12 protein-coding genes and 2 pseudogenes are annotated in these 16,614 nt (G+C 71.4%); 9 read left to right on the forward strand and 5 right to left on the reverse strand.

Features of this window, described 5'->3' with window-relative positions; genetic code table 11:
• Positions 1 to 49: 49 nt before the first annotated feature.
• Positions 50 to 1,969, reverse strand: coding sequence for a 1-deoxy-D-xylulose-5-phosphate synthase (dxs, locus tag BA062_RS18755; protein WP_110338490.1), 1,920 nt, complete (start codon positions 1,967 to 1,969; stop codon positions 50 to 52).
• Positions 1,970 to 2,117: 148 nt separating this feature from the next.
• On the opposite strand from dxs, the gene BA062_RS18760 reads away from it, so the two are divergent.
• From BA062_RS18760 to BA062_RS18775, 4 genes and pseudogenes are all read left to right on the forward strand, one after another.
• Positions 2,118 to 3,593: an aldehyde dehydrogenase family protein gene (locus BA062_RS18760; protein WP_110338492.1), complete on the forward strand. Its 1,476-nt coding sequence runs from the start codon at positions 2,118 to 2,120 to the stop codon at positions 3,591 to 3,593.
• A gap of 15 nt (positions 3,594 to 3,608) precedes the next feature.
• A pseudogene (locus BA062_RS18765) lies at positions 3,609 to 5,028 on the forward strand (APC family permease); the annotation flags it as partial.
• Positions 5,029 to 5,071: 43 nt separating this feature from the next.
• Positions 5,072 to 6,547 (forward strand): annotated as a pseudogene (locus BA062_RS18770) (GMC family oxidoreductase); the annotation flags it as partial.
• Positions 6,548 to 6,674: 127 nt separating this feature from the next.
• Complete coding sequence (locus tag BA062_RS18775) at positions 6,675 to 7,256, forward strand: putative glycolipid-binding domain-containing protein (protein WP_110338496.1); 582 nt, start codon at positions 6,675 to 6,677, stop codon at positions 7,254 to 7,256.
• A gap of 105 nt (positions 7,257 to 7,361) precedes the next feature.
• On the opposite strand, the gene BA062_RS18780 is transcribed toward BA062_RS18775, so the two are convergent.
• Positions 7,362 to 8,078 carry a FadR/GntR family transcriptional regulator gene (locus BA062_RS18780; protein WP_110338497.1) on the reverse strand — a complete coding sequence of 239 codons (717 nt, stop codon included), beginning with the start codon at positions 8,076 to 8,078 and terminating at the stop codon, positions 7,362 to 7,364.
• Between the two features lie 94 nt (positions 8,079 to 8,172).
• On the opposite strand from BA062_RS18780, the gene BA062_RS18785 reads away from it, so the two are divergent.
• Genes BA062_RS18785 through BA062_RS18800 form a run of 4 tightly spaced genes read left to right on the forward strand, consistent with a single transcriptional unit; the run spans position 8,173 to position 11,916 of the window.
• Complete coding sequence (locus tag BA062_RS18785) at positions 8,173 to 8,682, forward strand: gluconokinase (protein ID WP_110338499.1); 510 nt, start codon at positions 8,173 to 8,175, stop codon at positions 8,680 to 8,682.
• 40 nt (positions 8,683 to 8,722) lie between these two features.
• The gene (locus tag BA062_RS18790; RefSeq protein WP_110338501.1) at positions 8,723 to 10,117 is read left to right on the forward strand and encodes a GntP family permease; all 1,395 of its coding nucleotides are present in this window, start codon (positions 8,723 to 8,725) and stop codon (positions 10,115 to 10,117) included.
• A 12-nt stretch (positions 10,118 to 10,129) separates the two neighbouring features.
• Positions 10,130 to 10,882, forward strand: coding sequence for an SDR family oxidoreductase (locus tag BA062_RS18795; protein ID WP_110338503.1), 753 nt, complete (start codon positions 10,130 to 10,132; stop codon positions 10,880 to 10,882).
• Positions 10,883 to 10,899: 17 nt separating this feature from the next.
• Positions 10,900 to 11,916, forward strand: a complete 1,017-nt coding sequence (locus BA062_RS18800) for an L-idonate 5-dehydrogenase (RefSeq protein ID WP_245959897.1) — start codon at positions 10,900 to 10,902, stop codon at positions 11,914 to 11,916.
• Here BA062_RS18800 and BA062_RS18805 read toward each other — a convergent pair.
• The 3 genes from BA062_RS18805 to BA062_RS18815 are packed head-to-tail and all read right to left on the reverse strand — an operon-like array spanning position 11,913 to position 15,659.
• Entirely contained in the window at positions 11,913 to 13,106 is a 1,194-nt protein-coding gene (locus BA062_RS18805) for a class I SAM-dependent RNA methyltransferase (protein WP_110338505.1), read from the reverse strand. The genes BA062_RS18800 and BA062_RS18805 overlap by 4 nt on opposite strands.
• Positions 13,103 to 15,166, reverse strand: coding sequence for an APC family permease (locus tag BA062_RS18810; RefSeq protein ID WP_110338507.1), 2,064 nt, complete (start codon positions 15,164 to 15,166; stop codon positions 13,103 to 13,105). The genes BA062_RS18805 and BA062_RS18810 overlap by 4 nt, the downstream gene beginning before the upstream one ends.
• A gap of 37 nt (positions 15,167 to 15,203) precedes the next feature.
• Positions 15,204 to 15,659, reverse strand: coding sequence for a GbsR/MarR family transcriptional regulator (locus BA062_RS18815; protein ID WP_110338509.1), 456 nt, complete (start codon positions 15,657 to 15,659; stop codon positions 15,204 to 15,206).
• 156 nt (positions 15,660 to 15,815) lie between these two features.
• On the opposite strand from BA062_RS18815, the gene BA062_RS18820 reads away from it, so the two are divergent.
• On the forward strand, positions 15,816 to 16,481 hold the full coding sequence (locus BA062_RS18820) for a potassium channel family protein (protein ID WP_110339042.1): 666 nt from the start codon (positions 15,816 to 15,818) through the stop codon (positions 16,479 to 16,481).
• Positions 16,482 to 16,614 lie beyond the last annotated feature (133 nt).

Here is a 16,614-nt window from a genome sequence, read left to right on the forward strand (position 1 = left end):
TTCACTGCGTTGAACGCAGTGAAGGTGGCCTTCACTGCGGTTCGGAAACTCAGTCCGGCGTCGAGTCCGTGGTCTCCACGGTGCTGGCGGCGTGCGGTTCGCCGAGGCGGGTCGAGGCCCACTCGGTGACCCTGCGTGCGACGTCCTGTGCCGTGAGCCCGATGCCGGCGAGCACCTCGTCCCGCGTGCCGTGTGCCAGGAACCGTTGCGGCACACCGAGATCACGCAACGGAACATCGCAGTCGGCGTCGCGGAACGCGGCGGCCAGCGCAGAGCCGAACCCGCCGTGGCGGCCGCTGTCCTCGACCGTGACCACGAGCCGGTGCCGGGCGGCCAGCTCGACCAGCTCCTCCGGCACCGGCACGACCCACCTCGGGTCGACGACGGTCACGCCGATGCCCTGGTCGGCCAGCCGGTCGGCCGCGGCGAGCCCGAGCTTCGCGAAGGCCCCCACCACCACCAGCAGCACGTCCTCGCTGGCGCCCTTGCGCAGCACGTCGACCGTGCCGATCCGCTCCTGCGCGGGCACCGACTCCACCACGCCGCCGCGCGAGAAGCGCAGCGCGGTGGGCCCGTCGGAGACGGCGACCGCCTCGCGCAGCTCCTCCCGCAGCGTCTCGGCGTCCCGCGGGGCGGCGACCTTCATGCCCGGCACCATGCCGAGCAGCGACAGGTCCCACATGCCGTGGTGGCTGGGCCCGTCGGGGCCGGTGATGCCCGCGCGGTCGAGCACGAGCGTCACGGGCTGCCGGTGCAGCGCGACGTCCATCAGCACCTGGTCGAACGCGCGGTTGAGGAACGTCGAGTAGATCGCCACCACGGGGTGCAGCCCGCCCATCGCGAGGCCGGCCGCCGAGGTGACCGCGTGCTGCTCGGCGATGCCGACGTCGTACCAGCGGTCCGGGTAGGCGTCGGCGAACTTGTGCAGCCCGGTCGAGCGCAGCATCGCCGCCGTGATCGCGACGACGTCCTCCCGCTCGGCGCCGATGCGGGCCAGCTCGTCGGAGAACACCGAGGTCCAGCTCGGCCCCTTCTTCGGTGGCAGGCCCGTCTGCGGGTCGATCGGGTCGGTCTGGTGCATCTGGTCGGCCTCGTGGTTCACCGCGGGCGGGTAGCCGTGGCCCTTCTCGGTGACCGCGTGCACGATCACCGGCCCGCCGAACGTCTTCGCGTTGTGCAGCGCCTTCTCCAGCGCGGCGACATCGTGACCGTCGACGGGGCCGAAGTACTTGAGGCCGAGGTCGGAGAACATCACCTGCGGGCTGAGCGCGTCCTTGATGCCGGCCTTCGCGGCGTGCAGCGCCGTGTAGAGCGGCTTGCCGACCACGGGCGTGTGCTGCAGCAGCTCCCGCCCGCCGTCGAGGATCCGCTCGTAGCCGGGCCGCAGGCGCAGCGCGGCGAGGTGCTCGGCGAGGCCGCCGATCGTCGGCGAGTACGACCGGCCGTTGTCGTTGACGACGATCACGACGGGATGGTCGGGGTTGGCGGCGATGTTGTTGAGCGCCTCCCAGCACATGCCGCCGGTGAGCGCGCCGTCACCGACCACCGCCACGACGTGCCGTCCGCCACCCGCGAGGCGGTAGGCCTTGGCGAGACCGTCCGCGTAGGACAGGGCCGTGGAGGCGTGACTGTTCTCGATGTGATCGTGGTCGCTCTCCGCACGCGCCGGGTAACCCGCGATGCCACCCTGCTGGCGCAGCTGGTCGAAACCATCGTGGCGGCCGGTGACGATCTTGTGCACATAGGCCTGGTGGCCGACGTCGAACAGGATCGAGTCACGCGGCGAGTCGAAGACGCGGTGCAGCGCCAGCGTCAGCTCGACAACCCCCAGGTTGGGCCCCAGGTGACCGCCGGTCCTGCACACCTTCTCGACAAGGAACTGCCTGATCTCCCCGGCCAGCACGCCCAGTTGCCCGTGATCCAATCGCTTGAGGTCGGCCGGCCCGTGCACGGACTCCAGCAACGTCACGCTCCACCTCGCTCGCCGTAGGTTCGATACCTCGTCCGCCTAGTCTAGGAGAGGCACGCCACGATGAACTCGGCCTCGACCGGGTGGATCCATCACCACGACAAAGGTACGGTCGTGAACCATTGTCGGGACTACGGAGAGACGAGCGATGGCGGACTTCTTCATCGGTGGCGAGTGGGTCGGCGCGGCCGGGGGTGGCACGCGGGAGATCCGTTGTCCCGCCGACGGTTCCCTCGTCGCCACTGTGGACGAAGGCACCGGGGAGGACACCGAGCGCGCGATCGCGGCGGCCAGGGCGGCGTTCGACGACGGCGCCTGGTCCTCGACCCCGTCCTGGCAGCGGGGCGACCTCCTGCTGCGCGTGGCCGACCTGCTCGACCGCGACCGGGACGCCTTCGCCAGGGCCGAGTCGCTCGACACGGGCAAGCGCCTGGTGGAGAGCGAGTACGACATGGCCGACATCGCGGCCTGTTTCCGCTACTACGGCAAGCTCGCAGGCCAGGACGCGGGCCGCGTCGTGGACACGGGCGACGCGGACGCGGTCAGCCGGATCGTGCACGAGCCCGTCGGCGTGTGCGGGCTCATCACCCCGTGGAACTACCCGTTGCTGCAGACGGCGTGGAAGGTCGCACCCGCGCTCGCGGCGGGTAACACCTTCGTCCTGAAGCCGAGTGAGCTGACCCCCCACACGGCCATCCTGCTCATGCGGATCCTGACCGAGGCCGGGCTGCCCGCCGGGGTGGGCAACCTCGTGCTGGGCGCGGGCGCGGCGGCGGGCGCGCCGCTCGCGGAGCACCCCGACGTGGACCTCGTCTCGTTCACGGGAGGCCTGGCCACCGGCAGGGTGATCGCGGCCTCCGCCGCCGCGACCGTGAAAAAGGTCGCACTCGAGCTGGGTGGCAAGAACCCGAACGTCGTGTTCGCCGACGCGGACTTCGAGACGGCCGTGGACTACGCGCTCACGGCGATCTTCCTGCACTCGGGCCAGGTGTGCTCCGCGGGCTCGCGGCTGATCGTGCAGGAGGAGATCCACGACGCCTTCGTCGACGAGGTGGTGCGCCGGGCGGAGCTGATCCGGCTCGGCGGCCCGTTCGACCCCGAGGCCGAGACCGGGCCGCTCATCTCGGCGGCACACCGCGAGAAGGTGGAACGCTACGTCGCCACTGCGCTCGCCGAGGGCGCCGTGCTGCGCACCGGCGGCCGCAGGCCGGACGACGAGAAGCTGGCGGACGGCTTCTACTACCTGCCGACCGTGCTCGACGGCGTGGCACAGGGCAGCACCGCGGTCAGGGAGGAGTCGTTCGGACCGGTGCTCACGGTGGAGACGTTCACCGACGAGGACGACGCCGTGCGCATCGCCAACGACACCCACTACGGGCTCGCGGGCGCGGTGTTCACGTCCGACGCCTCCCGCGCGCAGCGCGTGGCGGGCAGGCTGCGGCACGGCACGGTCTGGATCAACGACTTCCACCCGTACCTGCCGCAGGCGGAGTGGGGCGGGTTCAAGCAGTCCGGCTTCGGGCGGGAGCTCGGGCCGACGGGGCTGGCCGAGTACCAGGAGGTCAAGCACATCTATCAGAACCTGCGGCCCGCGCCGCAGCGCTGGTTCTCAGGAGATTCCTGACGGAGGAGAAAGGGCATGAGCGTTGACCGGGTCGACGACGGACTCGCCGGTTTCGGCTACAAACCTCAGCTTTCGAGGTCGCTCGGCAACTTCCACACCTTCGCGGCAGGCATCAGCTACATCTCGATCCTGACCGGTACCTTCCAGCTGTTCTACTTCGGTTTCGGCTTCGGCGGGCCCGCCTACTGGTGGTCGTGGCCGATGGTGTTCGCGGGCCAGCTCATGGTGGCGCTCTCCTTCGCCGAGCTGGCCGCGTACTACCCCGTCGCCGGCTCGATCTACAACTGGTCCAAACGGCTCGGCAGCAGGCACGTGGCGTGGCTGGCGGGCTGGATGATGCTCACCGCGTCGATCGTGACGATCGCGGCGGTGGCGCTGGCCTATCAGATCACGCTGCCGCAGATCTCGTCGTTCTTCCAGTTCGCCGACGACGACGCGCTCAACGCGGTGATCCTCGGCACGGCGCTCATCGTGTTCACCACCGCCGTCAACGCCTACGGCGTCAAGCTCATGGCGCGTATCAACAGCGCGGGCGTGTTCATCGAGCTGGTCGCCGCGGTGCTGCTGATCGTCCTGCTGGCGGCGAACATCACGCGCGGACCGGACGTGGTGCTCGACACCCAGGGCACGGGCGAGGGCTACGCGGGCGGCTACCTCGGCGCGTTCCTCGTCGCCGCGCTCGCCTCCACCTACGTGATGTACGGCTTCGACACGGCCAGCTCGCTCGGCGAGGAGTCGCACGACCCCCCGGCGCAACGCGCCCCGCGCGATCCTGCGCGCGCTCGTCGCGTCGTTCGTGATCGGCGGGCTGATCCTGCTGTTCGCGCTCATGGCGGTGGGCGACATCGCCGACCCGCGCATCGCCGAGGGCGGGCTGCAGTTCATCGTGCTCGACACCCTCGGCGGCGGGCTCGGCACGGCGCTGCTGTGGTCGGTGGTCATCGCGATCACGGTGTGCAACCTGGCCGTGCAGTCGGCGGCGATCCGGATGATGTTCGCGATGGCGAGGGACAACAACCTTCCCGCGGGCCGCGTTCTGGCCACAGTGGACCCGAAGCACAAGACCCCGGTGGTGCCCGCGCTCGTCACCGGCGTGCTCGCGGTGGTGATCCTGGTGGTCAACGTCGGCCAGCCGCAGATCTTCACCGTGATCACCAGCATCGGCATCGTCATGATCTACCTGGCGTACCTGCTGGTGACGGTGCCGATGCTCGGCAAGCGGCTGCGCGGGCAGTGGCCGCCACCCGATGTGGGCCAGGGCTACTTCTCGCTCGGCCGCTGGGGCCTGCCTGTCAACGTCCTCGGCGTCCTGTGGGGCGCCGGCATGGTCGTGAACCTGGCCTGGCCGCGCCGCGACGTCTACAACGCGGAACCGCCGTACCACTGGTACCTGCAGTGGGGCGCGGTGCTGTTCATCGGCATCGTCGCCGCGGCAGCGGCATACTGCCCGGCCGGGCACTCGATGCGGACCACAGCGACCCCGGAGACACGTGTGCCTGATCGAAGCCGGACCGTCCGATGTGGACGACCCGGCGGTGTTGCAGCTGAACCGTTGGATGGCGCTGCTGGAGTCCGGCTACGACTGGGACTATCTCGTGGAGCCGCAGGAGTCCGGCAACTCGTTCCTGCGGCACGCGAGGGCGAAGGTGCTGGGCGGCTGCTCGTCGCACAACTCGTGCATCGCGTTCTGGGCACCGGCGGAGGATCTCGACGAGTGGGCCTCGCTCGGCCTTCCGGGCTGGTCGGCGGCCGACGTCTTCCCGCTGTACCAGCGGCTCGAGACCAACGACGGGCCCGGAGAGCACCACGGCCGGTCCGGCCCGGTGACGATCCGCTCGGTGCCGCCGACGGACCCCGCGGGCGTCGCGCTGCTGGAGGCGTGCGCGCAGGCGGGGATCCCGCGCACGGAGTTCAACTCGGGCACCACTGTCACCCACGGCGCGAACTGGTTCCAGATCAACGCGCGCGAGGACGGCACGCGCTCGTCGGCGTCGGTGTCGTACCTGCACCCCATTCTCGGTAAACGGTCCAATCTGGAGGTTCGTACCGGGGTGCGGGCCAAGCGGCTCACGTTCGACGGGCTGCGCTGCACCGGCGTGGAGGTGCTCACCGAGGACCTGCTGCACAGCGAGACCGTCGTGGCGCGGCGCGAGGTGATCGTGAGCACGGGCGCGATCGACACGCCCAAGCTGCTGATGCTCTCGGGCATCGGTCCCGCGGAGCATCTCACCGGCCTCGGCATCGACGTGCTCGTGGACGCCCCCGGCGTCGGCGAGAACCTGCAGGACCACCCCGAGGGCGTGATCCAGTGGGAGGCGCGCAGGCCGATGGTCACCGATTCCACGCAGTGGTGGGAGATCGGCATCTTCACCACCACGGAGCCGGGGCTGGACCGGCCGGACCTGATGTTCCACTACGGCGCGGTGCCGTTCGACCTGAACACGCTGCGGCACGGTTACCCGACGACGGAGAACGGCTTCTGCCTGACGCCGAACGTCACGCGCTCGCGCTCCACCGGCACGGTCCGCCTGCGCACGAGGGACTTCCGCGACAAGCCGAAGGTCGACCCCCGGTACTTCACCGACCCGCACGACCTGCGGGTGATGACGTACGGCATCCGGCTGGCGCGCGAGATCGTGTCGCAGCCGGCGATGGCGGAGTGGGCCGGTCCTGAGCTCGCACCGGGTATCGACACGACGAGCGACGACGAGATCGCCGACTACCTGCGCAAGACCCACAACACCGTCTACCACCCCTCGTGCACGGTGAAGATGGGTCCCGCGAGCGACCCGCTCGCGCCGCTCGACGAGCGGCTGCGCGTCCGCGGCGTCGACGGCCTGCGCGTGGCCGACGGCTCCGCGATGCCGTTCCTCGTGGCGGTGAACCCGTGCATCACCACGATGGCGATCGGCGAGAAGTGCGCGGACATGGTCGCCGAGGACGCCCGCCGCTGAGCCACGCCTCCGCGAGTCGTGCGCTCCCGTTCGCGAGTCGTGCGCTCCCGTTCGCGAGTTCCCCCTTCCGGACGGCGAGTCGTGCGTTCGGGACCGCGAGTCGTGCGTTCGCGGCTACCGTTGCGGTATGTCCTTCGCCGCGCCGCCCGCGAGCGCCGCCTGGTCCCACGAGGGTGCGCGATCCGGGTTCGAGGTCGCCTACTTCGAGCCCGGCGCCGAGGGGTACCACCTGCGCGGCTGCACCACGGCCGTCGAGCACGACGTGCCCTGGATCGTCGGCTACGACATCGCGGTGGACCGCACCTGGACGACGCGCCGGGCTGTCGTCACCGCGCGGTGGGCCACGGGCACGCGCACGACGGTGCTCGAGGCCGACGGCGAGGGGCACTGGTGGGTCGACGGCGCCGAGGCGGGTGACCTGGACGGCTGCCTCGACGTCGACCTGGAGTCCTCGGCGATGACCAACACGCTGCCGGTGCACCGCCTCGCGCTGCCGCCGGGACGGCGGGCGTCGGCACCGGCGGCGTACGTGCGCGCGGAGGACCTCACCGTCGAACGGCTGGAGCAGGATTACGAGCACCTCGTCGACAACGGCAGGCGGCAGCGGTACGACTACTCCGCTCGCGCCTTCGAGTTCACCTGCACCCTGGTCTACGACGAGTCGGGGCTCGTCCTGTCCTACCCCGGCATCGCCGCGCGCACGGCCTGAACGCACGACTCGCGGTCCCGAACGCACGACTCGCGGTCCCGAACGCACGACTCGCGGTCCCGAACGCACGACTCGCGGTCGGGAACGCACGACTCGCGCAGTGGGTCAGCGTTGCCAGAGGGGGAGCATCGCGTCGCGGACCTCGGCGAGCAGCTCGCGCATGCCGTCCTCGGCGTCGGCGGCGCGCCCGCTCGCGACGGCGCGGGCCACCTCCTCGTGCAGGGCCAGCGCCTCGGGAACGGGCTGGTGCGGCATGAGGCCGAGCTGGGTCCGGCCACGCAGCACCACGGCGACCACGTCGGCTAGCGCGCCGAACATCTCGTTGCCGCTCGCCTCCAGCAGCAGCCGGTGGAAGGCGATGTCGAGCTCGAGGAACTCGTCGAGTTTGCCCGCCTCGCCGAGCCCGCGCATCTGCCCCGCGACGGCCAGCACCCGCTCGCGCTCCGCCGCCGACGCGCTGCGCGCCGCCGCGGACGCCGCGAGCGGTTCGATCGCGATCCGCAGTTCGGTGAGCGACCGCAGCTGGGCGTCCCGCCCCGACCCGGACAGGCGCCACCAGATCACCCTGGGATCGAAGACGTTCCACGAGTCGCGCGGCTGCACGGTGATGCCCACGCGGCGCCGCGACGTGACCAGCCCCATCGACTCCAGGATCCGCATCGTCTCGCGGGCGACCGTGCGCGAGACGCCGAACCGCTCCTGGATGCGGTCGAGCGTGAGGACGTGACCGGCGGGCAGCTCACCGCAGGTGATCTCGCGTCCGATCTTGTCCAGCACCGGACTGTGCCTCGACTCGGCACCCGGTTCGTCCCCGACTCCCACGCGCAAAGCCTATCCGGGAGGGCCCTCTTTCCCGGCTCCACCAATGGTGTTATCTTTCCGCCCCAAAGATAGTACCTTTCGACGAGGAGCGGTCATGGCGTCCACGTGCCTGGTGGTGATGGGGGTGTCCGGTGCGGGCAAGACCACCGTCGCCGAGCTCATCGCCACCCGGCTCGGCTGGCGCATGGCCGAGGCGGACGAGTTCCACCCCCCGGCCAACATCGAGAAGATGACGGCGGGCACGCCGCTCAGCGACGCCGACCGGGCACCGTGGCTGCGGGCCATCCGGGACTGGATCAGCGAGCGCGCCGCGGCGGGCGAGAACGCCGTCGTGACGTGCTCCGCGCTCAAGCGCGCCTACCGCGACATCCTGCGCGGGGCCACGGCACGCGTGCGGTTCGTCCACCTCTGCGGCACCACCGAGACCGTGGGTGCCCGGCTGGCCGAGCGCTCCGGCCACTTCATGCCGCCCTCGCTCCTCGGCTCGCAGTTCGCCGATCTCGAGCCGCTCTCCCCCGACGAGGACGGCGTGACCGTCGACGTCACCCAGGGTCCCGAGCAGGTCACCGTCACCGCGCTGACACGGCTCGGCCTGCACCCGTGACCCGCCCCACCGCGACACCGGATAGCAACGGAGCTGACGTATGAACACCGACGAGTGGACCCAGACACTCGGCGCGGGTCCCCTGCTGGGGATCGCCGCGGGCGCGATCGCCGTGCTGCTCTTCCTCATCATCAAGCTGAAGATCCACGCCTTCCTGGCTCTGGTCACCGTCAGCGCCGCCACGGCGTTCGCCACCGGCATCCCGGCCGGCTCGGTGATCGACACCCTCACCGACGGGTTCGGCTCGACGCTCGCGAGTGTCGCCCTGCTGGTGGGTCTCGGTGCGATCCTCGGCAGGCTCGTCGAAGTGAGCGGCGGCGCACAGGCACTCACCGACTCACTGATCCGCCGCTTCGGCGAACAGCGGGCCCCACTCGCGCTCGGCATCGCGTCGCTCATCTTCGGCTTCCCGATCTTCTTCGACGCCGGGCTCGTCGTGATGCTGCCGATCGTCTTCTCGGTCGCCAGGCGCCTCGGCGGCGGCGTGCTGCGCTACGGCCTGCCCGCGGCGGGCGCGTTCTCGGTGATGCACATCTACGTCCCGCCGCACCCCGGCCCGGTCGCCGCCAGCGGCCTGCTCGGCGCCGACGTCGGCCTCGTCATCCTGTTCGGCCTTCTCATCGCCATCCCCACCTGGTTCGTCACCAGCTACCTCTTCGGGCTGTGGGCGGGCAAGAACATCGTCCTTCCGGTGCCGGGCATCCTCGCAGGCGGCGAGCAGGGGGACGACGACGAGCGCGACGAGAACCCGCCGAAGCCGGGCACCGTCGTGGGGCTGCTGCTCCTGCCGCTCGTGCTGATCTTCGCCGACACCGGGCTGAACACCGCGGGCTCGGCGGGCTGGCTCGACGAGGACGCGGGCTGGTTCCAGGTCGCCAGGGCCATCGGCTCGACCCCGATCGCGCTGCTGATCACGGTGTTCGTCGCGATGTACGTGCTCGGCACGCGCCGCGGCCGAGGCAAGGAGACGCTGGAGAAGCTCGTCGACTCGGCGCTCGGCCCGGTGTGCTCGATCATCCTCATCACCGGCGCGGGCGGCATGTTCGGTGGCGTGCTGCGCGCCAGCGGGATCGGGGACGCGCTGTCCGACGCGATGTCCGACCTGGGCCTGCCCGTGATCGTCGCCGCGTACCTGATCGCCACCGTGCTGCGCATCGCGCAGGGCTCCGCGACGGTCGCGCTCACCACCGCGGCGGGCCTCGTGCAGCCGCTCGTGCTCGGCGGGTCGTTCAACGGCGTCGAGCTGACCGCGCTGGTGCTCGCGCTGGCGGCGGGCTCGGTGACCGCGGGCCACGTCAACGACTCCGGGTTCTGGCTCGTCGGCCGGTTCTTCGGCATGGACGTGAAGACGACGCTCAAGACGTGGACGGTCATGCAGACCACGATCGGTCTCATGGGCTTCGCGCTGTCGTCGGTGCTGTTCGTCCTCGCATAACGGGAGAAACCCTTGTCGCACAAGCTGTTCGACCTCACCGGGCGGGTCGCGCTGGTCACCGGCAGCAGCCGGGGCATCGGCCACGCGATCGCGGCGGGGCTCGCCGCCGCCGGGGCCACGGTCGTGCTCAACGGCCGGGACCCGCAGCGGCTGGAGTCCGCGCGCGCGACGCTGGGCGCGGACGCGGTCGCGTTCGACGTCACCGACGAGGAGCAGGTGACCGGCGCCGTCGAGGAGCTCACCACCCGGCACGGCGGCATCGACATCCTCGTCAACAACGCGGGTTTCCAGCACCGGCAGCCGATGCTCGACCTGGCGCTCGCCGACTGGGAGGCCGTGCTGCGCACCGACCTCACGAGCGCGTTCGTGGTCGGCAGGGCCGTCGCGCGAGGCATGATCGACCGAGGCCGCGGCAAGATCATCAACATCTGCTCGGTGCAAACGGACCTCGCCCGCCCCTCGATCGCCCCGTACACCGCGGCGAAGGGCGGGCTGCGCAACCTCACGCGGGCCATGACCGCCGAATGGGCGGGCCACGGCCTGCAGGTCAACGGCATCGCCCCCGGCTACTTCGACACGGAGCTGACCTCGGCGCTCGTCGCCGATCCGGAGTTCAGCGCGTGGGTCACCGGGCGCACCCCGGCCGGCCGGTGGGGCGCGGTGGCCGACCTGGTCGGTCCCGCCGTGTTCCTCGCCTCGGACGCCTCGGCGTTCGTCAACGGGCAGGTGCTGTTCGTCGACGGTGGCATGACCGCCGTCGTCTGATCCTCCGGGAGGAAATCGTGGAGTACCGGGCACTGGTGGCACACGCGGCGGGCGACCTGCGGGTGGAGACCCGCACGCTGCGCGAGCCCGCGCCGCACGAGGCCGTGGTGGCCGTCGGTTACGGCGGCGTGTGCGGCTCGGACCTGCACTACCACGCGCACGGTGCCGTGGGCGAGTCCGTGCTGCGCGGGCCGATGGTGCTCGGGCACGAGGTGTCCGGCCACGTGGCCGTCGCGGCCGCCGACGGCTCCGGGCCCGCCGAGGGCACGCCCGTGACGATCCACCCGGCGACGCCGTGCGGCACGTGCGCGTTCTGCGCCGAGGGGCGGCAGAACCTGTGCCCGCACACCACGTATCTCGGCTCCGCGGCCCGGTTCCCGCACACCGACGGGGCGTTCGCCGAGCGGCACGTGGTGGACGCGGCCCGGCTCGTGCCGCTGCCCGAGGGGCTCGCCGTCCGCACGGCCGCGCTCGCCGAACCGGCCTCGGTCGCCTGGCACGCCGTGTCGCGGGCGGGCGAGGTCGCGGGCAGGCGCGTGCTCGTGGTGGGCGCGGGACCGATCGGGGCGCTCGTGGTGTCGGTGCTGCGCCGCGCTGGTGCGGGCGAGATCGTGGTGACCGACCTGCACGAGCGCCCGCTGCGGCTGGCCAGGGAACTGGGCGCCACCGCGACGTTCACCGGCGGAGCGCCGGAGGACCTCGGCGCCGACATCGCGATCGACTCCTCGGGCGCGGCGGCGGGCTTGGCCACGGCGGTGCGCTCGCTGCGCCGCGGCGGGCACCTCGTGCAGCTCGGCCTGCCACCGAAGCCCGAGCAGCCGTTCCCCTCCGGGCTCGTGGTGACCCGCGAGCTGACGGTCACCGGCTCGTTCCGTTTCCACGCCGAGCTGTCCGGCGTGGTCGCCGCACTCGCCGACGGCTCGCTGGTGGCCGAGCCCGTGATCAGCCACGAGTTCCCGCTCGGCGAGGCGGAAACGGCCTTCGCGACCGCCCGCGACGCGGCGTCGTCGGGCAAGGTGCTGCTGCGGTTCTAGCCTCGCTCCCGCGTCAGCAGCGCCACGCACTCCACGTGGTGGGTCATAGGGAAGGCGTCGAACGCGCGCAGCTCGCGCAGCCGGTAGCCGTGCCCGGAGAACGTCGCGACGTCCCGAGCGAGCGCGGCCGGATCGCAGGCCACGTAGACGATCCGCTCCGGCTCCGCCTCCACAATGGACTCCACGACGTCGCGGCCCGCACCCTTGCGCGGCGGGTCGAGCACCACCACCTCGGGCCGTCCGGACACGTCCCGCAGCGCGTGCTCGACGCGGGCGCACTCCCAGCGCACCTGCGGCAGGTCCGCGAGGTTCGCCCTGCCATCGGCCACGGCGCGCCGCCCGGACTCCATCGCCAGCACGCGCCCCTCCTGGCCGACCTGACCGGCGAGCACCGACGCGAACAGCCCGGCACCGGCGTAGAGGTCCCACACCGTGGCGCCGCGCGAGGCCCGCGCCCACTCCCCCACCACGCGGGCGAAGGTGTCGGCGGCCTCCGGATGCACCTGCCAGAAACCGTGCGCGGCGAGCCGCCAGTCGCGGTCGGCGGCGCGCTCCACGGCGGTGCCTCCCGTGAGCTGCCGGGGTTTGCCGCCCGGGGGCACCTCGGCGACGTGCACGCGGCCACGGGCGTCCTCGGTGGTCTCGACCTCCGTGCCCGGCCGCTTGCGCCGGGAGAGCCCGGCCGAGGCCGCCTTCTCCAGCGTGATCGGGCAGTCCTCGAGCGGGATCACCCGGTGGCTGCGGTGCGCGCGCAGTCCCGGCCTGCCGTCGCGGCCCGCGACGAAACGCACGCGGGTGCGCCAGCGCAGCAGGGAACCGGGCAGGGCCTCCACCTCCACGGGCCACTCCACGCCCGCGAGCCTGCGCAGCTGCTCGGCCACCACGCCCGCCTTGAGCCTGCGCTGCGCGTCCCCGCTCGCGTGCTGCCAGTCGCAGCCCCCGCACAGGCCCGGCCCGGCGACCGGGCAGGGCGGCTCGACGCGGTCCGGCGAGGGACGCAGGATGCGCACGGCATCGGCACGGCAGAAGGACTTGCCCTTGTCCTCCGTGATCTCGGCGACCACGAGCTCACCGGGCAGCGCGTGCCGCACGAACACCACGCGGCCCTCCGCGCGCGCGACGCAGTGCCCGCCGTGCGCGACGGCGCCGACCTCGACCTCCAGTGTGCGGCCCGTCCAGTTCTCGGTCACCGCGGCGAGTCCTGCCCCTTGCTCGCGGGCCGCCGGTCCGCGGCCACCCCGTTGCTCGTGCGCTCGGGGCCGTAGAAGCCGCGCCGGACGTCACCGGCGACCGGACGGGCCCGGTCGGCCCGTTTCGACGCCCGCTTCGACGACTCCAGCTGCCACGGCACGCTCGTCACCATCACCCTGGACTGGAACAGCAGCCTGCCCTTGAGCCGCAGGGCGCTCTGGTTGTGCAGCACCTGCTCCCACCACCGGCCGACCACGTACTCGGGGATGAACACCGTGACGACGTTGCGGGGATGGTCGCCCCGGATCCGCTTGACGTAGTCGAGCACCGGCCTGGTGATCTCCCGGTAGGGCGACTCGACGACCTTGAGCGGGATCGAGAAGCCACGCCGCTGCCACTCGTCGACGAGCTTGCGGGTGTCGGCGTCGTCGACGTTCACGGTGACGGCCTCGAGCACGTCGGGCCGCGTGGCCTTCGCGTAGGCGAGCGCGCGCAGCGTGGGCCGGTGCAGCTGCGACACCAGCACGATCGCGTGGTTGCGGGCCGGGAGCGTCACCGGCTCGTCCTCGATCTCCCTGAGTTCCTCGGACACCCGGTCGTAGTGCTTGCGGATCGCGCCCATGATGAAGTAGATGGCGGCCATCGCGACGATCGAGATCCACGCGCCAGCCAGGAACTTGGTCACGAGGATCACCACGAGCACCGACGCGGTCATGAACAGGCCGAAGCCGTTGATCGACTGTGCCCTGCGCATCCGCCGTCGTTCCGCCGGATCGGTCTCGTCGCGCAGCTTGCGGTTCCAGTGCCGGATCATGCCGCTCTGGCTGAGGACGAAGGACACGAAGACGCCGACGATGTAGAGCTGGATCAACTTGGTGACCTCGGCGTCGAAAGCCACCACGAGCACGATCGCGAGCCCCGCGAGGAAGAGGATGCCGTTGCTGAACGCCAGCCGGTCGCCCCGCGTGTGCAGCTGGCGCGGCAGGAACCGGTCCTGCGCGAGGATCGAGCCCAGCACGGGGAAGCCGTTGAACGCCGTGTTGGCCGCGAGCACGAGGATCAGCCCGGTGAAGAAGATGACGTACCACGTGCCGAGCGGGAACCCGGCGAAAACGGCGCCCGCGAGCTGCGCCACGAGCGTCTTCTGCTCGTAGCCCTCGGGCGCGCCGACGAGCTGGCGCTCGGGGTCCTCGGCCATGATCGCGCCGGTCGCGTCGGCGAGGAACAGCAGTCCGAGGAACATGGTCACCGCGAGCGTGCCCATCATCAGCAGCGTCGTCGCGGCGTTGCGGCCCTTCGGCTTGCGGAACGCGGGCACGCCGTTGGCGATCGCCTCGACGCCGGTGAGCGCCGCGCTGCCCGAGGAGAACGCGCGCAGGATGAGGAACGCGAACCCGAGCCCGACCAGGTGGTGCTCCTCGGCGACGAGTTCGAAGCCCGCGCTCTCCGCCCGCATCTCCTCACCCAACACGAACGTCCGGAACGCGCCCCAGGCGATCATGCCGAGGATGCCGAACACGAACGCGTAGGTCGGGATCGCGAACGCCGTGCCGGACTCGCGGACACCGCGCAGGTTGATCGCCATCAGCACCAGGATCGCCACCACGGCGAACTCCACCTTGTGCGTGGCGACGAACGGCACGGCGGAGCCGATGTTGGCCGCGGCCGAGGCGATGGACACCGCGACGGTGAGGATGTAGTCGACGAGCAGGGCGCTGCCGACCACGAGCCCCCAGCGCGGGCCGTGGTTGACCGTCGCGACCTCGTAGTCGCCGCCGCCGGAACCGTAGGCGCGCACGTTCTGCCGGTACGAGGCGACGACCGTCACCATCACGAGCGCGACGAGCAGCCCGATCCAGGGGCTGTAGACGTACGCCGACGCGCCGGCGACCGACAGCACGAGGAGGATCTCCTCGGGCGCGTACGCCACGCTCGACATCGGGTCGGACGCGAACACCGGCAGCGCGATCCGCTTGGGCAGCAGCGTGTGCGCCAGGCGATCACTGCGGAAGGGGCGACCGAGGACGAGTCGTTTCGTCGCGGTGGCGAACTTGGACACGGCAGGAGCGTAATCGTCGGTGGCAGGAGGACCTGGATCAGGACCGGACCCGGCCGCGGCGCCAGTCCTCGATCAGCTCGGGCAGTGCCCGCAGGAGGTGGGCGTAGAAGTCCCGCATCTCGGTGAGCCTGCGCCCCGCGGGGCTGTCCTCGCCCACGACCGCGATCCCCGCGTCCGCGGCGACCTGCATCTCCTCCACCACCTTGTTCTGGCTGGACATCAGTGTGGGCCAGGCGTCGTCCGGGAACCGGTAGTGCTCGCGGCGGCTGCCGGGCACGGGAGCCCGTTCCACCATGCCCATCGCCTCGAGCATCTTGAGCGCGCCCGAGACCGAGCCCGCACTGACGTCCAGCCACTCGGCGATCTCACCCGCGGTGATCGTCTCCTGGTCGGCGAACAACAGCACGCACAGCACCCTCGCGGTCATGCGGTGCATGCCGTGCCGGGTCAGGGTCAGGGCCATCCGTTCGGCCGGGTCCCGTACGTCCGCCATGCTCCTCCGCTCTTCGCTTCACCAGCCATCGTAACCTTCCCAACCTTCCGAACATCGTGAAAGCTGAGAGTGTGGATTCCCGGCCTCGCCGCGTGGGCGGAGGGTTCCGGGGGTAGGTTCTGCGCAGTCGCCGACGCACTGGAGGAGGCACCGGACGTGCACGTGGTGATCATGGGATGCGGCCGGGTCGGCGCGTCCCTGGCGGCCGCGCTGGAGCGGCTCGACAACGACGTGGCCGTCATCGACCGCGACCGGGAGGCGTTCAGACGCCTCGGCAGCGACTTCCACGGCCAGCAGGTGGTCGGCATGGGCTTCGACCGGCAGGTGCTGATCGAGGCCGGCATCGAGCACGCCGGCGCGTTCGCGGCCGTGTCGAGCGGCGACAATTCCAACATCATCTCCGCGCGAGTGGCCCGCGAGACCTTCGGCGTCGAGCACGTCGTCGCGCGCATCTACGACCCGAAGCGCGCCGCTGTCTACGAGCGGCTCGGGATCCCCACCGTGGCCACGGTGCCGTGGACCACCGACCGCTTCCTGCGCACCCTGCTGCCGGAGGGCGTGGCCGCGTCGTGGCGTGACCCGACGGGCACCGTGGCGCTGCTGCAGCTGCCCCTGCACGAGAACTGGATCGGGCACAGCGTCCGGGAGCTGGAGGACGCCACCGGCGCGCGCGTGGCGTTCGTGATGCGGTTCGGCAACGGCGTGCTGCCCGACGCGAAGACGGTGCTGCAGGCCGACGACGCGGTGTACGTCGCCGCGCACTCGGGCACCGTCGGGGACGTGACGAGCGTGGCCGCCCGCGGCCCCGAGGAAGAGAGCTAGACCGTGTGTCCCGACGGTAGTTCGCCACGCGATACACCGGCCCCGCTTCCCGCCCGGGGCGTCGCCGGTCCGCCCGAGTACGGTCCAGTACGAGGACGAACCGGCGTCTTGCCGGCGGAAACCTGGATCCGCC

The sequence above is a fragment of the Prauserella flavalba genome (genome assembly GCF_003202235.1).
Lineage (GTDB): Bacteria > Actinomycetota > Actinomycetes > Mycobacteriales > Pseudonocardiaceae > Prauserella_A > Prauserella_A flavalba.